This is a genomic window from Curtobacterium sp. MCLR17_059, assembly GCF_003234665.1.
Taxonomy (GTDB): domain Bacteria; phylum Actinomycetota; class Actinomycetes; order Actinomycetales; family Microbacteriaceae; genus Curtobacterium; species Curtobacterium flaccumfaciens.
In genome coordinates this window covers 534,336-558,936 of sequence record NZ_QKSU01000001.1, presented here as the reverse complement: position 1 = coordinate 558,936, position 24,601 = coordinate 534,336, and the positions used below count along the sequence as shown (strand labels likewise).

Annotated in this window: 19 protein-coding genes; 1 reads left to right on the top strand and 18 read right to left on the bottom strand. The window is 68.1% G+C overall.

Annotation, left to right across the window (positions count from 1 at the left end):
• Positions 1–17: 17 nt before the first annotated feature.
• From rpsG to DEJ12_RS02725, 16 genes are all read right to left on the bottom strand, one after another.
• Complete coding sequence (gene rpsG, locus DEJ12_RS02800) at positions 18–488, bottom strand: 30S ribosomal protein S7 (protein WP_017885539.1); 471 nt, start codon at positions 486–488, stop codon at positions 18–20.
• Between the two features lie 5 nt (positions 489–493).
• Positions 494–862, bottom strand: a complete 369-nt coding sequence (gene rpsL / locus DEJ12_RS02795) for a 30S ribosomal protein S12 (protein ID WP_017885540.1) — start codon at positions 860–862, stop codon at positions 494–496.
• 228 nt (positions 863–1,090) lie between these two features.
• Positions 1,091–2,143 carry a hypothetical protein gene (locus DEJ12_RS02790; RefSeq protein WP_111028969.1) on the bottom strand — a complete coding sequence of 351 codons (1,053 nt, stop codon included), beginning with the start codon at positions 2,141–2,143 and terminating at the stop codon, positions 1,091–1,093.
• Between the two features lie 190 nt (positions 2,144–2,333).
• Positions 2,334–2,849, bottom strand: coding sequence for a DUF6121 family protein (locus tag DEJ12_RS02785; RefSeq protein WP_111028968.1), 516 nt, complete (start codon positions 2,847–2,849; stop codon positions 2,334–2,336).
• A gap of 27 nt (positions 2,850–2,876) precedes the next feature.
• Positions 2,877–3,410, bottom strand: coding sequence for a hypothetical protein (locus DEJ12_RS02780; protein WP_111028967.1), 534 nt, complete (start codon positions 3,408–3,410; stop codon positions 2,877–2,879).
• A gap of 227 nt (positions 3,411–3,637) precedes the next feature.
• The gene (locus tag DEJ12_RS02775; RefSeq protein WP_111028966.1) at positions 3,638–4,348 is read right to left on the bottom strand and encodes a hypothetical protein; all 711 of its coding nucleotides are present in this window, start codon (positions 4,346–4,348) and stop codon (positions 3,638–3,640) included.
• 1 nt (position 4,349) lies between these two features.
• Positions 4,350–5,126 (bottom strand): hypothetical protein, encoded by a 777-nt coding sequence (locus tag DEJ12_RS02770; protein WP_111028965.1) that lies wholly within the window; start codon positions 5,124–5,126, stop codon positions 4,350–4,352.
• On the bottom strand, positions 5,123–6,175 hold the full coding sequence (gene pilM, locus DEJ12_RS02765; RefSeq protein ID WP_111028964.1) for a type IV pilus assembly protein PilM: 1,053 nt from the start codon (positions 6,173–6,175) through the stop codon (positions 5,123–5,125). The genes DEJ12_RS02770 and pilM overlap by 4 nt, the downstream gene beginning before the upstream one ends.
• Positions 6,176–6,234: 59 nt before the next feature.
• On the bottom strand, positions 6,235–7,098 hold the full coding sequence (locus DEJ12_RS02760; RefSeq protein ID WP_375334575.1) for a prepilin peptidase: 864 nt from the start codon (positions 7,096–7,098) through the stop codon (positions 6,235–6,237).
• A complete protein-coding gene (locus DEJ12_RS02755; RefSeq protein WP_111092220.1) occupies positions 7,095–8,963 on the bottom strand; it encodes a hypothetical protein in 1,869 nt (622 codons plus the stop codon). The genes DEJ12_RS02760 and DEJ12_RS02755 overlap by 4 nt, the downstream gene beginning before the upstream one ends.
• On the bottom strand, positions 8,960–9,613 hold the full coding sequence (locus DEJ12_RS02750) for a PilW family protein (protein WP_111028962.1): 654 nt from the start codon (positions 9,611–9,613) through the stop codon (positions 8,960–8,962). Before DEJ12_RS02750 ends, DEJ12_RS02755 begins: the two co-directional genes overlap by 4 nt.
• The gene (locus DEJ12_RS02745) at positions 9,613–10,956 is read right to left on the bottom strand and encodes a prepilin-type N-terminal cleavage/methylation domain-containing protein (protein ID WP_111028961.1); all 1,344 of its coding nucleotides are present in this window, start codon (positions 10,954–10,956) and stop codon (positions 9,613–9,615) included. The genes DEJ12_RS02750 and DEJ12_RS02745 overlap by 1 nt, the downstream gene beginning before the upstream one ends.
• A gap of 78 nt (positions 10,957–11,034) precedes the next feature.
• A complete protein-coding gene (locus tag DEJ12_RS18300; RefSeq protein WP_309146940.1) occupies positions 11,035–11,493 on the bottom strand; it encodes a prepilin-type N-terminal cleavage/methylation domain-containing protein in 459 nt (152 codons plus the stop codon).
• Positions 11,494–11,678: 185 nt separating this feature from the next.
• Positions 11,679–12,911 (bottom strand): type II secretion system F family protein, encoded by a 1,233-nt coding sequence (locus DEJ12_RS02735; RefSeq protein WP_111023277.1) that lies wholly within the window; start codon positions 12,909–12,911, stop codon positions 11,679–11,681.
• On the bottom strand, positions 12,911–14,503 hold the full coding sequence (locus DEJ12_RS02730) for a type IV pilus twitching motility protein PilT (protein ID WP_309147044.1): 1,593 nt from the start codon (positions 14,501–14,503) through the stop codon (positions 12,911–12,913). The genes DEJ12_RS02735 and DEJ12_RS02730 overlap by 1 nt, the downstream gene beginning before the upstream one ends.
• Positions 14,504–14,523: 20 nt before the next feature.
• Positions 14,524–16,191 (bottom strand): GspE/PulE family protein, encoded by a 1,668-nt coding sequence (locus tag DEJ12_RS02725; RefSeq protein ID WP_027466747.1) that lies wholly within the window; start codon positions 16,189–16,191, stop codon positions 14,524–14,526.
• A 401-nt stretch (positions 16,192–16,592) separates the two neighbouring features.
• On the opposite strand from DEJ12_RS02725, the gene DEJ12_RS02720 reads away from it, so the two are divergent.
• Positions 16,593–16,988 carry a VOC family protein gene (locus DEJ12_RS02720; protein ID WP_071245506.1) on the top strand — a complete coding sequence of 132 codons (396 nt, stop codon included), beginning with the start codon at positions 16,593–16,595 and terminating at the stop codon, positions 16,986–16,988.
• Positions 16,989–17,117: 129 nt separating this feature from the next.
• Here the strand turns inward: DEJ12_RS02720 and rpoC are convergent, their stop codons facing one another.
• Together rpoC and rpoB are read right to left on the bottom strand one after the other, a co-directional pair.
• Positions 17,118–20,999 carry a DNA-directed RNA polymerase subunit beta' gene (gene rpoC / locus DEJ12_RS02715; RefSeq protein WP_110863230.1) on the bottom strand — a complete coding sequence of 1,294 codons (3,882 nt, stop codon included), beginning with the start codon at positions 20,997–20,999 and terminating at the stop codon, positions 17,118–17,120.
• 44 nt (positions 21,000–21,043) lie between these two features.
• Positions 21,044–24,532: a DNA-directed RNA polymerase subunit beta gene (rpoB, locus tag DEJ12_RS02710; protein ID WP_111028960.1), complete on the bottom strand. Its 3,489-nt coding sequence runs from the start codon at positions 24,530–24,532 to the stop codon at positions 21,044–21,046.
• Positions 24,533–24,601 lie beyond the last annotated feature (69 nt).

The following is a 24,601-nucleotide window of genomic DNA, read 5'->3' as shown; positions in this document are numbered from 1 at the left end:
CCCGGACGGTGCCGGGACTACCAGCGGTAGTGGGCGAAGGCCTTGTTCGACTCGGCCATCTTGTGCGTGTCCTCGCGGCGCTTGACCGCGGCACCGAGACCGTTCGACGCGTCGAGGATCTCGTTCATGAGACGCTCGGTCATCGTCTTCTCGCGACGGGCCTTGGCGTACGAGGTGAGCCAACGGAGCGCGAGGGTGTTCGCGCGGTGCGGCTTGACCTCGACCGGGACCTGGTAGGTCGAGCCACCGACGCGGCGGCTACGGACCTCGAGGGTCGGACGGACGTTGTCGAGCGCCTTCTTCAGCGTCACGACGGCATCCTGCTGGTTCTTGGCGGAAACGCCCTCGAGTGCACCGTAGACGATGCGCTCGGCGAGGCCCTTCTTGCCGTCGAGCAGGATCTTGTTGACGAGCTGGCTGACGATCGGCGCACCGTAGACCGGGTCGGCGACGACGGGACGCTTGGGGGCGGGACCCTTACGAGGCATCTAACTCAACCCTTCTTCGCGCCGTAGCGGCTACGAGCCTGCTTACGGTTCTTGACTGCCTGGGTGTCCAGGGCGCCACGGATGATCTTGTACCGCACACCCGGGAGGTCCTTCACACGACCGCCGCGGACGAGCACCATCGAGTGCTCCTGGAGGTTGTGGCCCTCACCGGGGATGTAGGCCGTGACCTCGGTGCCGTTCGAGAGCTTGACACGAGCGACCTTGCGCAGTGCCGAGTTCGGCTTCTTGGGGGTGGTGGTGTAGACGCGGGTGCACACACCACGCTGCTGGGGGTTCGCCTTCAGGGCGGGCGCCTTGGTCTTGGTGACCTTCGGCGTACGACCCTTGCGAACCAGCTGCTGAATAGTAGGCAACTGTTCTCCTGGTTCTTCGCTCGTGCTCTCTGGCCGGCGCGTTCCGCCGGCTTCCTCGTCCCACGCTGAGCACCGCCGGACGGCGGGTGTTCGAGTGGGGGACGGAGTGGTCCGGCTGGGCGATCCCGCTCGCCGGACTTTTCGGGCGCGCCCGAGGGCGCACACCCGGTAGAGACTACCCGCGTAACGGGACGAAATCAATCCGGGTCACCCCGGGAACCGACACCGTCATGAGCCGGTGTCGGACGACCCGTTGCCCACTGCCGAGCGGAACGTGGCGCCGTCGCTCGAGAAGCCCGTGACGTACCCGCTCGCGTTCACGTTGAGCGGCCCCGCGGAGGCCGTCCCGGTGCCGGCAGCCCCCGAGATGTCGGCCGTGTACTTCGCCCGGCCGGGTGCCGTCGTCGTGATCAACCAGCCGTTCGTCGTCCAGCTGCCGACCCGGACCGTCGGCCGCGTCTCGAGCGTCCACTTCTGGTTCGAGTACGTGTACGCGGGGTTCTGCCCGTACGCGTAGAAACTGCACCCGGCGGGGGCGGCGTCGGTGGAGGCGATGCAGCCGTCCACCCAGTCGTCCACCGCCCGCTTGGCGGCCTGCTGCCCGGCGGTGGTCAGGGTCGTGGTCATCTGGACCGGGGTCGAGGTCGACCGACCGAACCCGCTGACGCTCGCCGATCCCCCACGCGCCGTGGTCCACTTGCCACCGTCGAAGGCGACGTCGTACGTGCCGGGCAGTGCACGGAGGCTCACCGTGCCGTCCTTCGCGGTCTCCACGTTCCGGCCGGCGACGGTGACCGCCGCACCGGACGGCCCCCGCACGGCGACGTCGACCGACCCGAGCTCGGGGGCCTGCAACTCCCAGATGGGGAACACACCCCAGTCCGTCCCGGTCTTGTCCAGCGTGAAGGTCGCAGCGACGTCCTGCCCGCCCTGGCGCAGGTACGCGCGGACCGTCGCGGTGTCGCCGTCCGTCCGCGTCGCGGCGACGCGGTAGCCGGTGACCTTGTCCGATGCCTTCGCGTAGGCGGCTTCGCCGAGCAGCACGTCGGTCTTCTCACGTTCGATGCCCGCGTCGTCGAGGGCGTCGGCCACGCGTCCGGCCGTCAGGTCGTCGAGGAACGCCCGCACCGGGCGGTCCGCCGAGTGCGAGGAGGAACCGACCGAGTACCCGACGACACCGGCGACGAGCAGCAGGACGACCGCCGTGCCGCCCGAGATGATGCCGATGAGCTGGCCGCGACGGAGCTTCCGGCGAGGACGCTGCGGGACCGGTCCGGGCATCCCGGGGAATCCGGGGGCTCCTGCGCCGGGACCCGGACCGAACCCCTGGGCCGTTGCCCCGGACGTTCCGTCGGTTCCACGGATCGAGGCCACCGGCGGGACGGCACCCCAACCGCCCTGCTGGTCCGGATCCTGCGCGTGCTGGTCGCTCATCGTTCCCCCGTTGCGTGTGCGTCGTGCCCTGCGAACACTACCGTCCGGCGGGTTCCTCGCCCGCGTTCGTCCGGTTCGGCCCGGAGCGCTCGTCAGGCCCGTCCGGACGCGCCGCCCCGGCCGTACCCGCGCCGCCATCGGTCCGTACCTGGTGGCGAGCCATCGTGATCCCGCCGAGCACCGACAGGAGCGCCACCACGACGGACCCGACCACGAACGGCCCGAGGGCGTACCCCGCGGGGAAGACGAGGAGCTCCGTCGCGTCCGAGCGGACGAGCGCGTAGCCCACGGCTCCGACGCCGAGCATGACCAGGTAGACCGTCGCTGCGGCCACCAGCGCGGTGACCCCGGGGTTGCCGTCGCGCACGCCGGCCGCGGTCGCGAGGAAGACCACCACCGCGCCACCCACCACCATCGCGGGCCCGAGGTACGGGGTGGCGTCGGGCTGCGAGATGACCTCGACGTCGGCGAGCAGGGCTTCGAAGCCCGTGACGGCGATCACGAGCGCGATGAAGAGGACGGACGTCATCGTCGCGATCAACCACCGGGACATGCGCCGATCGTATCGTCGACCGGCTGGTCAGCGAGCGGGTTCGGCGTGGTCCGTGTCGTCCGCGTGCTCGCGACGGTCCGCCCGGTCGGACTGCTCCTGCGCTGCGGCGACCAGGGCGAGCGCGATCGTCGCCGTGATGATCGGGACGGTCTCCGTCATGGGGGCGGGCGCGGGCGCGGAATCCGGCATCGTCGCGGCCGTCTCGTCCGTCGCGTCCGTCGGGACGTCGGACTGGAGGCCCGTGGCGGCGTCCGCCTCGGCGCTGCCCTCCGGCTCGTGGTCACGCAGCGCCGGGCCGATGACCGGCAGGACCCCGGTGGTCGCGGCCGGTTCAGCGTGCAGGACCGGCGGCTCGGTGGACACGGATCCGTCGCGCTTCGCCGCGCGGCGCGCTCGGCCCATCTTCACCAGGACGACGACGGCGACGATCGCCCAGATCCCGTTGACGATGGTCGAGGGGACAGCGTGGTGCGCGGCAACGTTGATGGCCACTGCGAGGCCGCCGACGAGGTTGAACAGCTGGTAGAGCGGGCCGTTCGGGATCTTGCCGGTGGAGAACAAGATGTAACCAGCTAGAACGGTTACCGCACCGAACCAACCCAGGAATTCAACGATTCCGACCAACACGCGCGACTCCGGGCACGACGAGGAACGGCCGGTTCGAGCCGACCGTTCGAGAGGGGATGAGCAGCCGCGATCACGGCGTCTGGTGCATCGTAATCACAACGACGGGTGTCGCGGAAGTGGGGTCGGCGTGGCGCGGACGACCCCAGTCCGTGGGGGTCGGGTCAGCCCTTCGCGGCCGTGTCCGAGTCGGCGGCCAGGACGTACACGTAGCCACCGAACGTCCACGTCGTCGCAGCCGCCGCGGCCGGGTCGGTCGACTCCTGCGAGATGGAGGACGACACCGTGGTGACGAGGAAGAGTCGAGCGCCGTCCTGCATGCCGCCGACGAAGGACAGGGCCTGGTCGAACGACCCGTCGACCGACACGGAGACGGGGATGGCCGAGAAGTTCGCGGCCGAGATCGCCGGGTCGGTCACCGGCGCCGTCGCGGCGCCGGTGGATGCCGCGGTCGGCTCGGGCGTCGCCTCGTCCGTCGCGGAGGCCGACGAGTCCTCGGTGCCCGCGGCAGTCGAGGCTGCGACGGGGGCGGTGTACGCCACAGCGTCCGACGTCGTGATCGCGGACACCTTCACACCCGCCCGGGCCGCGACGCTGTCGACAGCACCGTAGAAGGCGGACATGTTCGCACTCGACGGCACCGAGGTGGTGAGCTCCGCGAGTTCCGCCTTCATCGCCGGCAGGGACTTCGCGCGGTCCTTGAGCCGGGCGAGTTCCGCCGCCGTCGTCCGGTTCGTCGCGTCCACCGACACCTGGTCGGTACGGTCGCTCGCGGCCTGTGCGAGATGTGGCTGCACGCCGAGGAAGAACCCCGCGAGTGCCACCACGACCATCGCCACGACGGCGAGGAGCATGTTGAGTCGGTTGCGGGTCATCTCACTCGCCCTTGTCCTGGTACTTGCCGTCGAAGGCGGCCTGGTCGACGTGGATCGTCATGTTCACCGTGTACGTCCCGGTCGTCGGGTCGAGCGTGACCGAGTTCGCGGTCGCGTCGACGAAGCCCTTGAGCCCCTTGACGGCATCGAGCCACGACGGAACGGACGGCAGCGTCGGGCTCTGCGCGTCGATGGTCAGGGTCGCGACACGCTGCCCCTGGAGCGGGGTGTCGGCCTGCGCGTAGGTCTCCAGCGGCGTGGCCGAGTCGATCGCGACGCCGGTGATCTCGACTCCCGCCGGGAGCGATGCCTTCAGCGAAGCGAGGTACGGCTGCCAGGCGATCTCCGTGGCCCCGCCGACCGACTGCGCGGCTTCACGCAGCGCGGTACCGGCCTCCGTGTCCCGGACCTCGCGGTAGTTCGCCTGCTGCTGCAGGAGCGACAGAGTCTCGTCCTGCGCGTGGGTCAGGTCGTCGTGCGCCTGGCTGGACAGGAGGCTGGCTCCGGCGGTCACGATCCCGACCACGATCGCCACGAGGACGACGCCCGCCCACATCCGACGGACGACACGGCTGCTGCGTCGATCGGCGAGGACCTCGGTGGGCAGCAGGTCGACACTGGGGCGGCCCCCGACGACGATCTCGCTGGGCGTGGTCCGACGCTGACGCTTGACGCGCTCCGCGGTCTCGGCGGCGACACGCAGGGCCGGGTCGGGCGCCGCTCCTCGGCGGCGACTCCGTCCAGAGCGCGAGGGCTTCGACTTGGTCGACTGGCTCATGCTGCCTTCCCTCCCGCGGCGAGTCCCCATGCCACGGCGATCGATGCGCCGTGCGCGTGCAGGTCCTCGACGCGGATGGACTTCGCGAGCGCGACGTTCGCGAACGGTGCCCCGAACCGGACGGGCGTCCGGGTGAACTCCGAGAGCGCTGCGGCGAAACCGGTGAGCGCAGCTGCAGCGCCGCAGAGCAGGATCTCGCCCACGGGCTCGGCAGGGTGGGTGTTGACGAAGTAGTTGACGGTGTTGCGGAGACTCGAGAGCAGTTCGCCCATCGTCTCGCGGACTGCCGCGACCGCGAGCGCATCGTCGCCGGTCCGCGCCCGCTCCGGATCCATGCCCAGGTGGCGCTTGACGGCTTCGGCCGCTCCCTCGTCGATCGTCAGCCGGCCGGCGAGGAGCCGCGTGATGTCATCGCCGCCGGTCGGCACGATGCGGACGAACTTCGGGACGCCGTCGGTGACGATGACGACGGTCGTCGTGTTGCCGCCGCACTCGACGATGGCCACGGTGCCCGGCCTGTTCGCCGGCGCGAGGACACGTGCCAGGGCGAACGGGATGAGGTCGACACCGACCGGCTTGAGCCCGGCGTTCTGGACCGCGCGGACGTTGGCGAGCACGGCGTCCTTCACGGCGGCGACGAGGAGACCGCTCACGGTGGGGCCGTTCTCCCCCGTCTCCTCGCTGGTCGGGTAGAAGTCGAGGATGGCGTCGCCCACGGGCACCGGGAGCATGTCCTGCACCTGGAAGGGCAACGATTCACGGATCTGCGCGATGGGGGCCTTCGGGACCGTCAGGTCGCGCGACAGCACTCGCTGGTTGCCCATGCCGAGCACGACGTCCTTCGAGCGGAAGCGCCCGAGCGACCAGAGCTGTCGGAGCGCACCCGCGACGGTGTTCGGCTCGAGCACCTCCCCCTGCTTCGTCGCGCCCGGGGGCACGGGCACCTCGGCGAACCGCAGGATCGTCGGTCTCGGCTTGTCGGCGTCCTGGACCTCGACAGCACGGATCGCGGCGGCGCCGATGTCGACGCCCACGATGCTCTTCGACATGGGTGGTCCTTCCGTGACCGTCTTCGGGTCGGTCTGGTGGGTCAGCGCGCGACGAGGCGTCAGGCGAGTCCGAGGAGGCGCAGGTAGCCGTCCCATGCGGGGGCACCGACGGCGATGCCGAGCCAGGCACCCGCGAGCATCCAGGGGCCGAACGGGATCCCGCTGCGACGGCCCGCCCGGCGCACGACCAGGAGGACGACTGCGAACGTACCTCCGAGCAGGAACGCCGCGAAAGAACCCACTGCGAGGGGTCCCCATCCGAGGTACGCCAGCACGAGGCCGAGCACGCCGGCGAGCTTCACGTCACCGAGCCCCATCCCGCCGGGCACCGCCAGCGCGAGCACGAGGTAGACGCCGCCGAGGACGACCAGGCCGATGAGGCCCCGGAGCGCGGCGCCCCAGTCCCCGGACGCCGCCGACGCCGCCAGCAGGAGCACGGGCAGCACGACGTAGGCCGGCAGCACGATCCGGTTCGGCAACGTGTGGGTGTCGAGGTCGATGAGCGTCAACGAGATGCTGATCGCCATCAGGTACAGGAGTGCGACGAGCAGGATCGCAGCGTGGATCGTTCCGGGGACGCCGTCCGGCGCCGCCAGCGGCGACCACGGTGCGAGTACCGAGAGCAGCGTCACCGCGACGAACAGGAGGCCCGTGGCGGCTTCGACGAGCGGGTACCGGGCCGAGATGGGCGCGCCGCAGTCGCGGCACCGGGCGCGCAGGACGAGCCATGAGATCACGGGCACGTTGTCGCGACCTCGGATCGCGTGACTGCATCCGGGGCAGGAGCTGGCCGGCGCGACGACGGACATGCCCGCGGGCACCCGGTACACGACGACGTTCAGGAACGACCCGATCGCGAGACCGAGCACACCGACCAGCGCGGCGACGAGGGGCGCCACCGAGGCGAAGGAAGCCACGGTCACTTCCCCGTCGGGGTGCCGTCGGCGCGGAAGGCCGTCGCGGACTCGGTCTCGGTCGTCACACCGTAGGTGGTCGAGACCGGCTGCAGGAACTTGGGCGGGGCCGAGGACTTGAGTCTGCTGTCGTACGAGTACGCCTTCGCGTACCCCGTCAGCAGGCCGTTGCCGTACGAGGTGCGGACCGAGCCGCGGAACTGCTGGGCGATCGATCCGTAGATCGTGAGGATGCCGAGGTTCGACCCGTACTGGCTGTTCTGGACGTTGAACGTGCCGAGGTTGCTGGCGATGGCCGCGTCGATCTCGATGTTCTTGGTCGGCGCCGTGTTCGTCGAGTAGGAGCTGCTGCCCGTGTTGCACACCGTGTTCGACCAGCCGGAGTAGCTCGAGCACGACACGGGGTTGTAGACGGAGACCGCCTTCTGCCCGACGAGCCCGAGCATGTCGTCCGAAGTCCGGCCGTTCTGGTAGACGATGTTCCCGGTGACGTACAGGAAGTTCTCCGCGGCGAGGGTCATCTGTCCGCCGAAGGACCCGGACACGAAGGCATCACCGCTGCGGCACCCGTAGTACCCGGCATCCCCGCGCGTTCCGGTGAACTCGCCGTTGAGCGGGTACCCCAGGCCGTTGCCGTAGTCCGAACTCGTCGAGTTCCCCGACTTGACCGTCTGCTGGCAGTAGACCGGCGAACCCGCGTTCACGGTCCCGTTGACCGTGCCGGACGGTGTCGCGCTGGACGCCCAGTAGTTCGGGTCACCGACCGTCGACGGCACGCTCTGCACGTAGACCAAGTTCGCGGGCAGCGTGGGGATGACGGCACCGGTTCCCCGGAGGGCAGCGACCGAGCCGCACAGGGCGTCGTTCCCCGGACCCGGCGCGATGGCGCTGCCCGTGGCGTTGCCCTTGACCTGTGTGGAGATGGTCCACGGTGAGACCACGCGCATCTTGCCCCCGGCGAGGAACGTGATGGACGTCGGACCGGTGTACAGGCACCCGGGCTTCGCCACCTTCTCGGGGATGTCGGTCCGTGCCTCCTGCTTCATGTTCGCGTTGGTGCTCGGCATGGGGAGCGTCCCGACGTTCTTGATCTTCCCGCCGATGAACTTCGTGGACGAGCGGCAGGCGGAGTCGATGGTCGTCGCCTTGCTCGTGTAGAAGAAGTCGGCGGGCCCCGTGTCCTGCACGCTCGAGTTGAACGTGGCTCCGCAGGCGGTGATGACGTCGTTCGACCGGACCGGCCCGTCGAGGACGTCACCGCTGGCGAACGTGACCGCTTCACAGCTGCTGCTGGAGCTCCAGTCGTCGTCGTTGCGGTGGTTCGAGACGCAGCCGGCGTTCGTCAGGCTCGGGTCCTGGGACTCGTAGTTCGTGAAGTACAGGTAGTTGACGAAGCCGTCACCGCGGAGGTCCACGACGATGGTCCTCGTCGTGGCACCGGCCTTCCCCGTCACGCGCAGGCGGACCTTGCCGGTCGTCGAGTAGTCGGAGTTGTCGACCTCGTACCGGTAGGACTGGTCGGTGCTCCCGACCACGTTCGCCCACGAGCCGTCCTTCGCGGTGCCGAAGGCCTTGTTCGCCGGATCTGCCGTGTACGTGCTCGTCGACGAGAACGCGGTGCGCACGCCGTACTTGACGTAGGCGTTGTCGGCTGCGAGGCGGCCCTGGTAGTCGGAGAGACCCGCGTACGCGGCCGCGATCGCCTTGTTGTAGTTCGTGTCGGTCGTCGCCTTCGTCGCACCGCTCGTCGCGGTGGCGACGACGAGGGACAGCACGATCATGAGCACCGCACCGATCCCGATGACGGCCGCGAGGGCGACCCCGCGTTCGTCGTCTCGGGCACGCAGGCCTCGGAGGATCCGGATGAGCATCATGACTCCGTGGCTGCGCCGTAGTCGAGGTTGCGCAGGTTGATGGTGGCCTGGAACGTGCTGTCGTTGGTGGTCACGCCGTCCGTCGACCCCACCGTCAGCGCCACGCGGACGGAACGGATCGTGTCGTAGGTGGCGTTCGCCGGCGCAGACACGGGGCCGTTGTCCGCGTCGACGTACGAGAAGAGCGTGCCGGCACGGACCACGTCGGCGAGCCACAGCGTCCGGGTGGCGCCGGTGAACGTGCAGTACCCGCCGGCCGGGCAGTCGCCCCGCTGCAGCTGCATGCGCAGCCGGTTCGACACGACGTCGACCGTCACCTTGGTGAGCCCGGCCCGTGCGCTCGACAGGTCGACACCCGAGTAGAACTGCACGCTCCTGCCAGTGGCGCTCACGAACGCGGGCGCACTGACCGTCTTGCTCACCTGCCACCGCGAGGCCTCACGCAGGTACCGGCTGAGCTGCGTCATCGACGTGGTGCCCTGTCGGGTGCTGTCGTTGACCGAGGACACCGTGCGCTGCGCCTTCGAGATCGACACGAAGAAGCTCCCGACCAGGGTGAGCAGCAGCGACGTCACGAGCATGGCGACGAGGAGCTCCACGAGCGTGATCCCGCGTTGATCGCTACGCAGACGACGGAGGAGGGCGCGCATCAGCTGGCCGGCCTCGGGTCGACGAGCACGACGCCATCGGTGACGGCTCCGTTGCTGACCATCGCGGTGTTGGTGGCGGTGACCGTGAGCGGCGTCGTCGCCGCGCCCGCGGTGCCGCCCGTGAACAGCTTCCAGGTTCCCCACGGCAGGGCGATCGTCATGCTGTCGGACGTCGGCTTCGGGAAGCTCAGGGTCATCCCCTTCGCGCAGCCGGGATCGCCGTTCACGGCTGTCGTGGTCTTCGCGGTGATGAAGAGCGCCTTGTCCGGCTTGGCGAGCGTGATCGCGCCCATGCTGATCGAGATCGGCCCGGTCGCGTCCTTGAACTCCGTCGCCGTCCCCTTCTTGCCGGCCTTGTTGGCGGTCGTCCAGGCACCTGGTTCCGGGCCCAGGCAGGTCGCTGCGGCGTCGGACGACACGTCTGCGGAGTACAGCCCCGCGACCGCCTGGTACCCCGAGGGGAACGGGAACAAGGCCGCGCTCGTCGGGGCGGGGTTCAACACGGTCGTGCCCGACGTCCCGTTGGTGATCGACAACGGCAGGTTCGTCGGCAGGATAGCGGACGATGCCGGCGAGGTCAGGTACTTGAACGAGTAGGTCGTCACCTTGTCGAAGGTGAAGGCGGCGGCACCGGAGCTCCCGACCGACACCGTCACCGACTGCGACGACGGACTCGGCTGTTGGGTCGAGTCGATGTACCCGGTGCGGGCGACCGACACCTTGTAGGTCCCCGGCGCGACGCCGGCCACGTAGGTGCAGCCCTCCGCGTCCGTCGCCGGGAACGTGACCCCGGCGGGGCCACCGCTCACGGTCGGCACGATCCCGGACACACCGATCCCGTTCGCGTTCGTCACGCCGACGAGGATCGAGCCCGTGGTGTCCGAGTTGATGTTCGTGAGTGGAGCGATGGCACTCGACATCTCGACCTGCTGGGTCCCGGACGCTGCGGCGCTGGTCTTCCAGCGCACCGTGACCGTCACGGCCTTGTACGACAGGCTGCCGTCACCCGTGCCGCAGGCGGTGGCCGCGCCGGACGACCGGGTCCATGACACCTTCCGGGTCAGGTCGAAGACCTGGTTGCCGACCTGCTTGGTGGCGGTGCCGCTCTTCACGTTGAAGATGCTCGGGGTGTCCCGGAGGTCGTCGATGTCCTCCATCGCGATCGTCGATGCGACCTCGCGCGCACGGGTGTCCTTCGACAGCACCAGTGAGGCAGCGATGCCGGCGGCGATCCCGGCGGCGATCAGGGCGAAGATCGTCATCGCGACCATCACCTCGATGATCGTGAAGCCGTCCTCGTTGTCCCGTGCGGAACGCAGTCGCTCGGCGATGCGCGAGATCATGGCGTCCCTTCTGGATGGAGTGCCTGGACGTCGGGGCGGACGACGACCGATCAGTCGCCGCCCGCCCCGAGTGCTGTGTTAGGAGGCCTTCTTCGTGAACACGCCCGAGGCGCAGGTGCCCTCGGCGACACCCGAGGAGTCGGTTGCGCCGAAGGTCTTGGTGGTCGCCGTGCTCCTGCCCTGGATGCAGAAGGCGGTCTTGTCGGCGTTGACCGTGTAGGTCAGCGTCGTGTCCGACCCGGCAGTCGAACCAGCCTTCTTGTAGTCGGCCGAAGTCAGGTCAGCGCTGTCCGGGAACGCCCCGGTGCCATTGGTCGCGATGCTCACCACGGCGGTCTTCGCGTTGGTGACGTCCGACTTGACTGCCGAGTCCTTCGCGTTGTTCTGCACGCCGATGTACACCGGGATGGCGATCGCGGCGAGGATGCCGATGATGATGACGACGACGAGGAGCTCGATGAGCGTGAAGCCCTTCTCGCCGTCCTTCAGGAGACCCTTGCGGCGAGCGTCGAGCTTGCCCATGAGAGCGAAGTACATGGTTGTTTCCATTCTGCGGGGAATGTCGGGGAAATGGGTTCGGGGCTTGCTCGGCCGCCGCAGATCAGCGTATTGGGGGTGCATCGAGCGGCCAATCCCGAGAACGGGGGCCACGCTGGGCACAAAACACCCCCAGTGCGGGGGAGGGTCGATATCGACAATGCCCCCGCATGGGGGTGGAATGACTAGGAAGCGTTCTGCACGACGTTGGTGATCTGGAAGATCGGCATGTACAGCGCGATGATCATCCCGCCCACCACAACGCCAAGGAACGCGATGAGCAGCGGCTCGATCAGCGAGGTGAGGGCATCGGTGGTCGCCTCGACTTCGGCGTCGTAGAACACCGCGATCTTCTCGAGCATGATCTCGAGGGAACCGGCGTCTTCACCGACCGCGACCATCTGCGTCACCATTGCCGGGAAAACCGATTGTGCGGCGAGCGGCACCGCGATTGATTCACCTTTCCGCACGGCCTCTGCAACATTGTCGAGCGCGCGCTTCACGACGAAGTTGTTCGACACTTCCCCGACGATCCGTAATGCCTGCAGAATGGGCACACCGGCGCCGATCATGTTCGAGAAGTTGCGAGCGAACCGAGCAATGACGATCTTCTTCTGCAGCGGACCGAAGACCGGCAGTTTCAGGGTGATCGGATCGATGAACGCTCGGACGCGTTCGGTGTTCTTGTTCGCTCGCCACCACAGCCACGCCAGCACGACGACGATCGCGAGCGGGATCGCGACGTACCGCATGGCGTGTGACAGCGTCACGAGGATCTGCGTCGGCAGCGGGAGCGTGCCGCCGAGCGACGAGAACATGTCCTGGAAGATCGGGACGATGAAGATGAGCATGATGGCGACCGCCACCAGCGACATCACGAGCACGACCACCGGGTAGGTCATCGCCGACTTGATCGTCGAGCGGAGCTTGTGCTCCTTCTCGAAGTTCGTCGCGATGGAGTCCATGGCCTGGTCGAGGAACCCGCCGGTCTCCCCTGCACGGATCATGTTGATCATGATCGGCGGGAAGTCGACCGGGTACTTCGCGACGGCGTCGGAGAACGAGACGCCGCGCTCGACGTCGTCGCGGACCTTGCCGAGGATGTCCTTGAGCTTCTTGTTCTCGGTCTGGTCGGACAGGATCGTCAGGGTCCGCAGGAGCGAGAGCCCCGAGGTGAGCATCGTCGAGGCCTGTCGCGACATGATCGCGAGGTCCTTGAGGCCGACGCCCTTCTCGAACCCGGGGATCTTGATCTCGGTCTGGAGTCCGGTGCCGGCCTTGGCCTCGGTGATGGCGATCGGTGAGACGCCCATCCCCCGGAGGCGCTGGACGACGGCCCCCTCGGACGCGGCGTCGAGTCGACCCTTGACGAGCTTCCCGGCGCCGTCACGCCCGCGGTAGTCGAACGCGAGTGACATCAGTAGCCTCCGGAGAACTTGTCGCCGAAGTCGATGCCGCTGGCGGCGATCGCGGCGGCCGAGGAGTCGGACGGGGACTCGACGCGCTGGACGAGCCGGTCGAAGCCCTCTTCGTCGTGCACCTTCTCCATCGCGGCCTTGCGCGAGATGGTGCCGACGTTGACCAGTTCGGCGAGGTCCTGGTCCATGGTGTGCATGCCGAGGTCACGGCCGGCCTGCATGGCGGAGGTGATCTGGTAGGTCTTGCCCTCGCGGATGAGGTTGCCGATGGCCGGGGTGATCGTCATGATCTCGGTGGCGACGACCCGGCCGACGCCGTTGGCCTTCGGGACGAGGGTCTGGCAGACGACGCCCTGCAGGGTGGCGGCGAGCTGGGTGCGGATCTGCCCCTGCTGGTGCGGCGGGAAGACGTCGATGACGCGGTCGATCGTGCCCGGTGCGCTCTGCGTGTGCAGGGTGGCGAACACCAGGTGGCCGGTCTCGGCGGCGGTGAGCGCGACGGAGATGGTCTCGAGGTCGCGGAGCTCACCGATCAGGATGACGTCGGGGTCCTGCCGCAGCACGTGCTTGAGCGCCGAGGCGAAGGAGTGGGTGTCGGCGCCGACCTCCCGCTGGTTGATGATCGACCGCTTGTGGTCGTGCATGAACTCGATCGGGTCCTCGACCGTGACGATGTGGTCGGCACGGCTCTCGTTGACCAGGTCGATGAGCGCCGCGAGGGTGGTCGACTTGCCCGACCCGGTCGGGCCGGTGACGAGGACCAAGCCACGGGGCAGGCCGGCGAAGTCACCGACGTGCGCGGGGATGCCGAGCTGCTTGAGCGTCTTGATCCTGGTGGGGATGATGCGGAACGCGGCGCCCCAGTTGCCGCGCTGCTGGTAGTAGTTCACGCGGAAGCGGTACTCCGGCGACAGCGAGTACGCGAAGTCGAGCTCCTGGTCGTGGTCGAACTGCCCGGCCTGTTCGACCGACAGCAGCGTCTTGAGTGCCGCGATGACCTTGCCACGCGACCACGCGCCTCCGGGCACGGCCGGCCGGAGTGAGCCGTCGACGCGGACGGTGGGCGGGGCGTCGGCCGTGACGTGCAGGTCGGAGGCCCCCTGGTAGACGACCTGTGCGAGTGCGGTGATGAGGTCGGGGTCGGCGACCTCGCGTGCGTGCCGGGCGAAGTCGATGTCACCCGCCGAGGCCGCGGCGGGGGCCGGAGCAGGTGCCGGCGGTGCGGCGTGGTGCGCGCCGCTGTAGGCGATGGCCGGCAGCTGCTGGGTCGCCGGCTCGGCGTACCCGTAGGTGGCGGTCGAGGACGGCACCGCGGCGGGCGGCGTCGCCGGAGCAGTGGCGGACTGTGCCACGGGCGCAGCCACCGGACCACCCACGGGCCCGGCACCCGGGCTCGTCACGGCCGTGCCGGTGGGCGCGGGCCACACCGCCGAGTCGTCCGTCAGGTCGTAGACCTGCTCGGGCGGGGTAGCGGCTGCCGCGGCCAGACGCGCGGCACGGCGGGAGCCGACCTCGGCGCCCGGGGTGCCGGGGTGCCATCCGGCGACGGGCTCGTCGCCGGGCATGGTGATGTCGTACACGGAGTCGGTCATCTGCTCGTCCTGTTCCCCGGTCACGCGACGACGCGCAGGATCTCGTCGACGCTCGTCATGCCGAGCTTGACCTTCTCGAAGCCGTCCTGGCGGAGCGTGAGCATGCCCTGCTGCTGGGCGACGCGACTGATCTCCGCGCTCGAGGCGCGACCCACGGCGAGCCGCTCGATCTCCTCGGTCACGGTCATGACCTCGTGCAGGGCGATGCGGCCGCGGTACCCGGTGTTCGAGCAGACGGCGCAGCCGACCGGGGCGAAGAACGCGGGCATCTCGTCGCCGGGGGCCAGGAACCCGAGCGCCCGGAGCTGCTCGATCTCGTACACGGCGGGCGCCTTGCACCGGTCGCACAGCCGTCGTGCGAGGCGCTGGGCGACGACGGAGTCGAGGGCGGACCCGACCAGGAACGGCTCGATGTCCATCTCGGTCAGGCGGGTCACGGCCGACGGGGCGTCGTTGGTGTGCAGGGTCGAGAGCACGAGGTGCCCGGTCAGCGACGCCTCGATCGCGATCTGGGCGGTCTCGTGGTCGCGGATCTCACCGAGCAGCACGACGTCGGGGTCGGACCGGAGGATCGAGCGGAGCGCGGAGGCGAACGTCAGGCCGGCCTTCGGGTTGACCTGCACCTGGTTGATGCCGGCCATCCGGTACTCGACCGGGTCCTCGACCGTGATGACGTTGATCTCGGGCTTCGCCACGGCGTTGAGGGTCGTGTACAGCGTCGTCGACTTGCCCGAACCGGTGGGACCGGTGACCAGGATCATGCCGTAGGGCTTCGAGTACGACCGCTGGTACGCCTGGAAGTTCTGCTCGAGGAGGTTGAGGTCCTTGAGGGTCAGCGAGGTGTTCGTGTTGTCGAGGATCCGCATGACGACCTTCTCGCCCCACACGGTGGGCAGCGTCGCGACGCGGAGGTCGATCTGCCGGCCGCCGTGCCGCACGGACATGCGGCCGTCCTGCGGCTTGCGACGCTCGGCGATGTCGATGTCGCTCATGATCTTCAGGCGGCTGATCACGCCGTTCTGGATGTTCTTCGGCGCCGGCGCCATCTCGTGCAGCACGCCGTCGATGCGGTACCGGATCCGGACCTCGTGCTCGCCGGGCTCGATGTGGATGTCCGACGCGTGGTCCTGGATGGCCTGCGACACGAGCAGGTTCACGAAGCGGACGATCGGGACGTCGTCGAGGGCGCCGTCGGCGATGTCGACCTGCGCCTTCGAGGTCGTCGACGCTTCTTCCTCGAGCGACGACGTCAGGTCGTTCAGCTCGTCGTCGGCGCGCAGGTACCGGTCGAGGGCAGCGACGAGGTCACGCTCCTCGACCTGCAGCGGCTTGATCGCGCGACCGGATGCCGTCCGGGCGTCGTCGATGGCGAGCACGTTCGTGGGGTTCACCATCGCGAGGATGAGCAGGTCGCCCTCGAACCCGACGCCGAGCACACCGTGGCGCCGGCACAGGGCCGCCGGCAGGATCGACACCGCGGTGCCGTCGACGGGGTAGTCGCTCAGCGGGACGGTGCGTGAGTTGTTCGACGCGGCCCGGGCGGTGATGAACTGGGCCTCGCTCACGACGCCCTGGTCGACCAGGCCGCGGATGGCGCGCTCGTCGAGGTCCTCGTCACCCGTCATCGCATCGAGGTGCTCGATGGGCAGGGCGCCGTTCAGGATGAGGATCTCGGACAGGGTCGCCATGAGTCCCGTGCCTCCTTGGACTCGCGCACGGCGAGACGTCGTCGGGTGATGCGCCACCAGGGATGTGGCGCCCGACCACGCTACTTCTGGGGCCCTCGCCGACCGCAGTCCCAGAAAGAGGGGGCGGAGGGGGTCCGGCTGCACCCAGAACTGGGGTCCACGACCGGTTCGGCCCCGGTCCGGGGGACGCTTCGGCCGGTTCGCGGTGGTCGTCGGAGGGTGCATGTCCGCCAGCCTCCCGGACCCCGCACAGCGCCCGGAGCCCTGGCGAGCAGTCCGTGGAGAACGTCGGCGTCACACGGGGGTGTGGAGGAACGAGGCCGCCGTCCGACGCGGGCCGGACAGCGCGGCGCCGCGGAATCCCTCTCGACGCGCGCCCCCACCCGGGCACATGATGAGACATGGACATCACGAGCGTGACCGTGGGGTTGCCCGTCAGCGACATCGAGGCGTCCTGCCTCTGGTACGGCGCGGTCTTCGAGCGCACCGAGCCGGACCTCGAGCCCGAGGACGGCGTCGCCGAGTACGAGGTCGGCGGCATCTGGATCCAGCTCTACGTCGACGAGCAGGCCGAGGAGAACCCGGTCAGCGTCCGCTTCGGCGTCGACGACGTCGCCGCGCAGCACGCACGCATCGGCGCGCTCGGCATCGACATCGGCCCCGTCGAGTGCGTCGACGGGGCGGTCGACTGGTTCGACGTCCGCGACCCCGACGGCAACGTGCTGAGCCTGTTCTCGCTGGTCGACGAGACCGGACGCGGTTCCGGACGCGACAACGGCGCGGGCCGCGCGCTCTAGCCGCGACCCCACGGCGGACGGGAGGCCCGTGGCGGCCCCGCACCGAGCCTCCAGGCCGTCACGTGGTGACGACACGACGAAGGCCCCGCCTCCTTGCGGAGACGGGGCCTTCGTGGGATCACATCAGGCTCAGTTGTACGTGCCCGGCGTGAAGTCGTCCGACGAGAAGCTGTCGAAGTCGACGAAGCTCAGGTCGGCGTCCGAGAACGACGAGTCGTCAGCGAAGATGCGGTTGGGGTACCGCTCCGCCTTCGCCTCTTCGGTCGCGTTCACGTCCACGTCACGGTACCGGCTGAGGCCCGTCCCGGCGGGGATGAGCTTACCGATGATGACGTTCTCCTTGAGGCCGACGAGGTGGTCCTGCTTGCCCTCCATGGCCGCCTGCGTGAGCACGCGGGTGGTCTCCTGGAAGGAAGCGGCGGACAGCCACGACTCGGTCGCGAGGGACGCCTTCGTGATGCCCATGACCTCCTGGCGAGCCGAGGCGGTCTTGCGACCCTCCTGCAGCGCCGCACGGTTCAGCGCGTTGTAGCGCGACCGGTCGACGAGCTCACCCGGCAGCAGGTCGGTGTCGCCGTGGTCGACGACGGTGACCTTGCGGAGCATCTGGCGGACGATGACCTCGATGTGCTTGTCGTGGATCGGCACACCCTGCGAGCCGTAGACGTCCTGCACACCGTTGACCAGGTGCTTCTGGACCTCTCGGACACCCTTGACCCGGAGGACTTCCTTCGGGTCGACGGTGCCGGCGATGAACTGCTCGCCGAGCTCGACGTGCTGGTTGTCCTCGATGAGGAGCGTCGCACGCTTGAGCACCGGGTAGATGAACGGCTCGTCGCCGTTGTCCGGCGTGAGGATGATCCGACGACCCTTGTCCGTGTCCTCGACCACGACGCGGCCGGGGGCCTCGGCGATCGGGGACGCGCCCTTGGGGGTACGCGCCTCGAAGAGCTCCGTGACACGCGGCAGACCCTGGGTGATGTCGTCGGCCGAGGCCGAACCACCCGTGTGGAAGGTACGCATCGTCAGCTGGGTACCGGGCTCACCGATGGACTGCGCGGCGATGATGCCGACTGCCTCACCGATGTCGACCAGGTTGCCGGTGGCGAGCGAACGGCCGTAGCACTTCGCGCAGACACCGACGGCCGACTCGCAGGTCAGGACCGAGCGCACCTTGATGCTCTCGACACCGGCTGCCAGCAGCTTCTCGAGGAGCACGTCACCGACGTCCTCGCGAGCCTCTGCCACGACCGTGCCCTGTGCGTCCACGGCCTCGGTGGCCAGGGTGCGGGAGTACACGGTGTTCTCGACGCGCGGGTCGCGGACGAGCTTGCCGTCGGCGTCCACGGTCGCGATCGGCAGCTCGAGGCCACGCGTCGTGCCGCAGTCGTCCTCGCGGATGATGACGTCCTGCGAGACGTCCACGAGACGACGGGTGAGGTACCCGGAGTCCGCGGTACGGAGCGCGGTGTCGGCAAGACCCTTACGAGCACCGTGGGTGGCGATGAAGTACTCCGCCACGGTCAGGCCCTCGCGGTACGAGTTGATGATCGGGCGGGCGATGATCTCGCCCTTCGGGTTGTTCACCAGACCACGCATACCGGCGATGTTGCGGACCTGGAGCCAGTTACCACGAGCACCGGACGACACCATGCGGTTGATGGTGTTGTCGACCGGGAAGTTGTCGCGCATCTCCTGCGCGATCTCGTTCGTGGCCTCGGTCCAGATCTTGATCAGGTCGGCGCGACGCTCGGAGTCGGTGATCAGACCCTTGTCGAACTCGCCCTGCACCTTGGCGGCCTGGATCTCGTAGCCCGCGATGATCTCCTTCTTGCGAGGAGGCGTCACGACGTCCGACAGGGCGACGGTCACACCGGAGCGGGTGCCCCAGTAGAAGCCGGCGTCCTTGATCCGGTCCAGCGCAGCGGCCGTCTCGGTCTTGGAGTAGCGCTCTGCGAGGTCGTTGACGATCGCGGAGAGCACGCCCTTGTCGGTGACCTTCTGGACGAACGGGTAGTTCGCCGGCAGGGTCTCGTTGAAGAGCGCACGGCCCAGGGTCGTCTCGAGCAGCACGGTGTCGCCCTGCTCGTAGCCCTCGGGAGCTTCACCCTCGGCGAAGTGGACACCCGTCATGCGGATCTTCGCCATCGCGTTGAGGTGCAGCGTGTGCTGGTCGTTGGCCAGGATCGCCTCGGCGACCGAGGAGAACGCACGGCCTTCACCGACGGCGCCCTCGCGGACGGTCGTCAGGTGGTGCAGACCGATGATCATGTCCTGTGCGGGCAGGGTCACCGGACGGCCGTCGGACGGCTTCAGGATGTTGTTCGAGGCGAGCATCAGGATGCGGGCCTCGGCCTGGGCCTCGACCGACAGCGGCAGGTGCACAGCCATCTGGTCACCGTCGAAGTCCGCGTTGAACGCAGCACACACGAGCGGGTGGAGCTGGATGGCCTTGCCCTCGACGAGCTGCGGCTCGAACGCCTGGATGCCCAGACGGTGCAGCGTCGGCGCACGGTTCAGCAGGACGGGGCGCTCGCGGATGATCTCCTCGAGCACGTCCCACACCTGCGGACGCGAACGCTCGACCATGCGCTTGGCCGACTTGATGTTCTGCGCGTGCGACAGGTCGATGAGGCGCTTGATCACGAACGGCTTGAAGAGCTCGAGCGCCATCTGCTTGGGCAGACCGCACTGGTGCAGCTTCAGCTGCGGGCCGACGATGATGACCGAACGGCCCGAGTAGTCGACGCGCTTGCCGAGCAGGTTCTGGCGGAAACGACCCTGCTTGCCCTTGAGCATGTCGCTCAGGGACTTCAGGGCGCGGTTGCCGGTACCCGTGACCGGACGACCACGACGACCGTTGTCGAACAGCGCGTCAACGGCTTCCTGCAGCATGCGCTTCTCGTTGTTCACGATGATCTCGGGGGCACCGAGGTCGAGCAGGCGGCGGAGACGGTTGTTGCGGTTGATCACACGACGGTAGAGGTCGTTGAGGTCCGACGTGGCGAAACGGCCACCGTCGAGCTGCACCATCGGGCGCAGCTCCGGCGGGATGACCGGCACGACGCCGAGCACCATCGCGGCCGGCGAGTTGCCGGTGGCGAGGAAGGAGCTGACGACGCGCAGACGCTTGATCGCGCGGATCTTCTTCTGGCCCTTGCCCTCGGCGATCTGCAGACGCAGTGCCTCGGCCTCGGCGGCCAGGTCGAACGCCTCGAGCCGGAGCTTGATCGCCTCGGCGCCCATGTAGGCGTCGAAGTAGATCCCGAACCGGTCCTGGAGCTCGTGGAAGACGGCGTCCTCGGGCTTGAGGTCGCCCACCTTGAGGTTGCGGAAGTCCTCCCACACACGCTCGAGACGGGTGATGTCCTCGTCGAACGACTTGCGGACCTGGGACATCTCCTTCTCGGCGGTGTCCTTGGTGCGGCGCTTGACGTCGGCCTTCGCACCCTCTTCCTCAAGGGCTGCGAGGTCGTCCTCGAGCTTCTTGAGGCGGTCGGCGATGATCGAGTCGCGCTGGCCCTCGAGGGTCTTGATCTCGAGACGCATCTCGTTCTCGAGACCCGGCATGTCCGCGTGACGGCCCTCTTCATCGATGTCGATGATCATGTACGCCGCGAAGTAGATGACCTTCTCGAGGTCCTTCGGCGCCATGTCGAGGAGGTACCCGAGGCGCGACGGGACGCCCTTGAAGTACCAGATGTGCGTGACGGGGGCAGCGAGCTCGATGTGGCCCATGCGCTCACGACGGACCGAGGACTTGGTGACCTCGACGCCGCAGCGCTCGCAGACGATGCCCTTGAACCGGACACGCTTGTACTTGCCGCAGGCGCACTCCCAGTCGCGGGAAGGACCGAAGATCTGCTCGCCGAACAGACCGTCCTTCTCGGGCTTCAGGGTGCGGTAGTTGATGGTCTCCGGCTTCTTGACCTCGCCGTACGACCACTGACGGATGTCCTCGGCGGTCGCGAGGCCGATCCGAATGGCGTCAAAGGAAGTTGCTTCGAGCAATGTTCTTCTCTCTTGCTGATTCAGGCTTCGATGTACGGGCGGGATCAGATGTCGTCGACGGAGGACGACTCGAACCGCGAGGAGATGTTGATGCCCAGCTCCTCCGCAGCGCGGAAGACCTCGTCATCGTTGTCGCGCAGGCTGACCGCCTGGCCGTCGGCCGAGAGGACCTCGACGTTCAGGCAGAGCGACTGCATCTCCTTCATGAGGACCTTGAAGGACTCGGGGATGCCGGGTTCCTGGATGTTCTCGCCCTTGACGATCGCCTCGTAGACCTTCACGCGGCCGAGGATGTCGTCGGACTTGATCGTCAGGAGCTCCTGGAGGGCGTAGGCGGCGCCGTACGCTTCGAGCGCCCACACCTCCATCTCACCGAATCGCTGTCCACCGAACTGCGCCTTACCACCCAGCGGCTGCTGCGTGATCATCGAGTACGGACCGGTCGAACGCGCGTGGATCTTGTCGTCGACCAGGTGGTGCAGCTTGAGGATGTACATGTAGCCGACCGAGACGGGCTCCGGGAACGGCTCGCCGGAGCGGCCGTCGAAGAGCTGCGCCTTGCCGGACGAGCCGATCAGGCGCTCGCCGTCGCGGTTCGGGAGGGTCGAGTCGAGGAGGCCCTCGATCTCACGCTCGTACGCACCGTCGAACACCGGGGTGGCGACCTTGGTGCCGGGCTCGGCGCTGTGCGCTGCCTCCGGCAGGTTCTCGGCCCATTCCTGGATGCCCTCGACGTTCCAGCCCTGCTTGGCGAGCCACCCGAGGTGGATCTCGAGCACCTGGCCGAAGTTCATGCGGCCGGGGACGCCGAGCGGGTTGAGGACGATGTCGACGGGGGTGCCGTCGGCGAGGAACGGCATGTCCTCGACCGGGAGGATGGTCGAGATGACGCCCTTGTTGCCGTGACGACCGGCGAGCTTGTCACCCGCGGTGATCTTGCGCTTCTGGGCGATGTAGACGACCACGCGCTGGTTGACGCCAGAGCCGAGTTCGTCGTCACCGTCCTGCGAGTCGAACACCTTGACGCCGATGATCGTGCCCTCTTCACCGTGGGGCACCTTGAGCGAGGTGTCGCGGACTTCGCGCGACTTCTCGTTGAAGATGGCACGGAGCAGACGCTCCTCGGCGCTCAGCTCGGTCTCGCCCTTCGGCGTGACCTTGCCGACGAGGATGTCGCCGGGGCGGACCTCGGCACCGATGCGGATGATGCCGCGCTCGTCGAGGTCGGCCAGCAGGTCCGGGCTGACGTTGGGGAGGTCACGGGTGATCTCCTCCTTGCCGAGCTTGGTGTCGCGGGCGTCGACCTCGTACTCCTCGATGTGGATCGAGGAGAGCGTGTCGTCCTTGATGAGGTTCTGCGACAGGATCATCGCGTCCTCGTAGTTGTAGCCCTCCCACGGCATGAACGCGACGAGGAGGTTCTTGCCGAGCGCGAGCTCGCCGTTCTCCGTCGCGGGACCGTCGGCGATGACCTCGCCCTGCTCCACGCGCTCGCCTGCGGAGACGATGACGCGGTGGTTGTAGCTCGTGCCCTGGTTGGAGCGGTCGAACTTGCGCAGGTAGTAGGTCTGCGTGCCGCCCTCGTCGAGCTGCAGGGTGACGGCGTCGGCCGAGACCTCGGAGACGACACCGGCCTTGTCGGCGGTGACGACGTCGCCGGCGTCGATGGCCGTGTAGCCCTCCATACCGGTACCGACGAGCGGCGACTCGGAACGGAGCAGCGGGACGGCCTGACGCTGCATGTTCGCACCCATCAGGGCGCGGTTCGCGTCGTCGTGCTCGAGGAACGGGATGAGCGACGTCGCGACCGACACCATCTGGCGCGGGGAGACGTCCATGTAGTCGACCTCGTCCTTGGCGACGAGTTCGACCTCGCCACCCTTCTTGCGGACGAGCACCTTGTCGTCGGCGAAGTGGAAGTCGTTCGTCAGCGGGGCGTTGGCCTGCGCGACGACGAAGTCGTCCTCTTCCGAAGCGGTGAGGTAGTCGATGGTCTTCGTGACCTCGCCGTTGACGACGCGACGGTACGGGGTCTCGATGAAGCCGAAGGAGTTGATCCGACCGAAGGACGCGAGCGAACCGATCAGGCCGATGTTCGGGCCTTCCGGGGTCTCGATCGGGCACATGCGGCCGTAGTGCGACGGGTGGACGTCACGGACCTCGACGCCGGCACGCTCACGGGACAGACCACCCGGGCCGAGGGCCGAGAGACGACGCTTGTGCGTCAGGCCCGCGAGCGGGTTGTTCTGGTCCATGAACTGCGACAGCTGGGACGTTCCGAAGAACTCCTTGATCGCGGCGACGACCGGACGCACGTTGATGAGCGTCTGGGGGGTGATCGCCTCGATGTCCTGCGTGGTCATGCGCTCGCGGACGACGCGCTCCATGCGGGACAGACCCGTGCGGACCTGGTTCTGGATGAGCTCGCCGACGGCGCGGATGCGACGGTTGCCGAAGTGGTCGATGTCGTCCACGTCGAGGCGCAGCTGCACCGGCTCGCCGTCACGGACGCCGTCGATCGTGGTGCGCTCAGCGTGCAGCGACACCAGGTACTTGATCGTCGCGACGATGTCCTTGACGGTGAGCACCGAGTCGGACAGCGGGGCGTCCATGCCGAGCTTGCGGTTGACCTTGTAGCGGCCGACCTTCGCGAGGTCGTAGCGCTTCGGGTTGAAGTAGAAGTTGTCGAGGAGCGCACGCGCGGCCTCGGCAGCGACCTGCTCGCCGGGACGGAGCTTGCGGTAGATGTCCTTGAGCGCCTCTTCCTTCGTGAGGACGGCGTCCTTCTCGAGGGTCGACTCGATCGACGCGAAGCCCTGGAACTCGTCCATGATCTCTTCGCTCGTCAGGCCGAGGGCCTTGAGGAAGACGGTCACGGACTGCTTGCGCTTGCGGTCGATGCGCACGCCCACCTGGTCGCGCTTGTCGATCTCGAACTCGAGCCAGGCGCCACGCGACGGGATGATCCGCGCCGAGTAGATGTCCTTGTCGGAGGTCTTCTCCTGCTGGCGCTCGAAGTACACGCCGGGCGAACGGACGAGCTGCGACACGACGACGCGCTCGGTGCCGTTGATGATGAACGTGCCGCGTTCGGTCATGAGCGGGAAGTCGCCCATGAAGACCGTCTGCGTCTTGATCTCACCCGTCATGTGGTTCATGAACTCGGCGTTGACGTACAGCGGAGCGGCGTAGGTCTTGCCGCGCTCCTTGCAGTCGTCGATCGAGTACTTCGGGTCTTCGAGCTCCGGCGCGGTGAACGAGAGCTGCATGGTCTCGCCGAGGTCCTCGATCGGGGAGATCTCCTCGAAGATCTCCTCGAGCCCCGAGTGCAGCGCGAGGTCGGTACGACCCTGCTCCTGCCCTTCGGCGAGGCGGGCCTTCCAGACGTCGTTGCCGACGAGCCAGTCGAAGCTCTCCGTCTGGAGTGCGAGCAGATCAGGAACCGTGAGGGTGTCCGTGATCTTGGCGAACGAGAGTCGCGAGTGGTTGCGACCGTTCTTGGGGTTGGTGGATGCGTTGGGCGCAGCAGCCAAGGGTGTGACCTCCGGTAGGCCCCGTCGGGCCGACACTGACGAGCAGTGTGTAGGTGAGTGGATTGATCG

Coding starts and splice junctions, on each gene's coding strand:
- DEJ12_RS18300 (WP_309146940.1), bottom strand. CDS start 11,493: ATGTACTTCGCTCTCATGGGCAAGCTCGACGCTCGCCGCAAGGGTCTC.
- DEJ12_RS02775 (WP_111028966.1), bottom strand. CDS start 4,348: ATGACCCGCAACCGACTCAACATGCTCCTCGCCGTCGTGGCGATGGTC.
- rpsG (WP_017885539.1), bottom strand. CDS start 488: ATGCCTCGTAAGGGTCCCGCCCCCAAGCGTCCCGTCGTCGCCGACCCG.
- DEJ12_RS02720 (WP_071245506.1), top strand. CDS start 16,593: ATGGACATCACGAGCGTGACCGTGGGGTTGCCCGTCAGCGACATCGAG.
- DEJ12_RS02730 (WP_309147044.1), bottom strand. CDS start 14,503: ATGACCGACTCCGTGTACGACATCACCATGCCCGGCGACGAGCCCGTC.
- DEJ12_RS02755 (WP_111092220.1), bottom strand. CDS start 8,963: ATGATGCTCATCCGGATCCTCCGAGGCCTGCGTGCCCGAGACGACGAA.
- DEJ12_RS02735 (WP_111023277.1), bottom strand. CDS start 12,911: ATGTCACTCGCGTTCGACTACCGCGGGCGTGACGGCGCCGGGAAGCTC.
- pilM (WP_111028964.1), bottom strand. CDS start 6,175: ATGTCGAAGAGCATCGTGGGCGTCGACATCGGCGCCGCCGCGATCCGT.
- DEJ12_RS02790 (WP_111028969.1), bottom strand. CDS start 2,143: ATGCCCGGACCGGTCCCGCAGCGTCCTCGCCGGAAGCTCCGTCGCGGC.
- DEJ12_RS02770 (WP_111028965.1), bottom strand. CDS start 5,126: ATGAGCCAGTCGACCAAGTCGAAGCCCTCGCGCTCTGGACGGAGTCGC.
- DEJ12_RS02750 (WP_111028962.1), bottom strand. CDS start 9,613: ATGCGCGCCCTCCTCCGTCGTCTGCGTAGCGATCAACGCGGGATCACG.
- DEJ12_RS02745 (WP_111028961.1), bottom strand. CDS start 10,956: ATGATCTCGCGCATCGCCGAGCGACTGCGTTCCGCACGGGACAACGAG.
- DEJ12_RS02785 (WP_111028968.1), bottom strand. CDS start 2,849: ATGTCCCGGTGGTTGATCGCGACGATGACGTCCGTCCTCTTCATCGCG.
- DEJ12_RS02725 (WP_027466747.1), bottom strand. CDS start 16,191: ATGGCGACCCTGTCCGAGATCCTCATCCTGAACGGCGCCCTGCCCATC.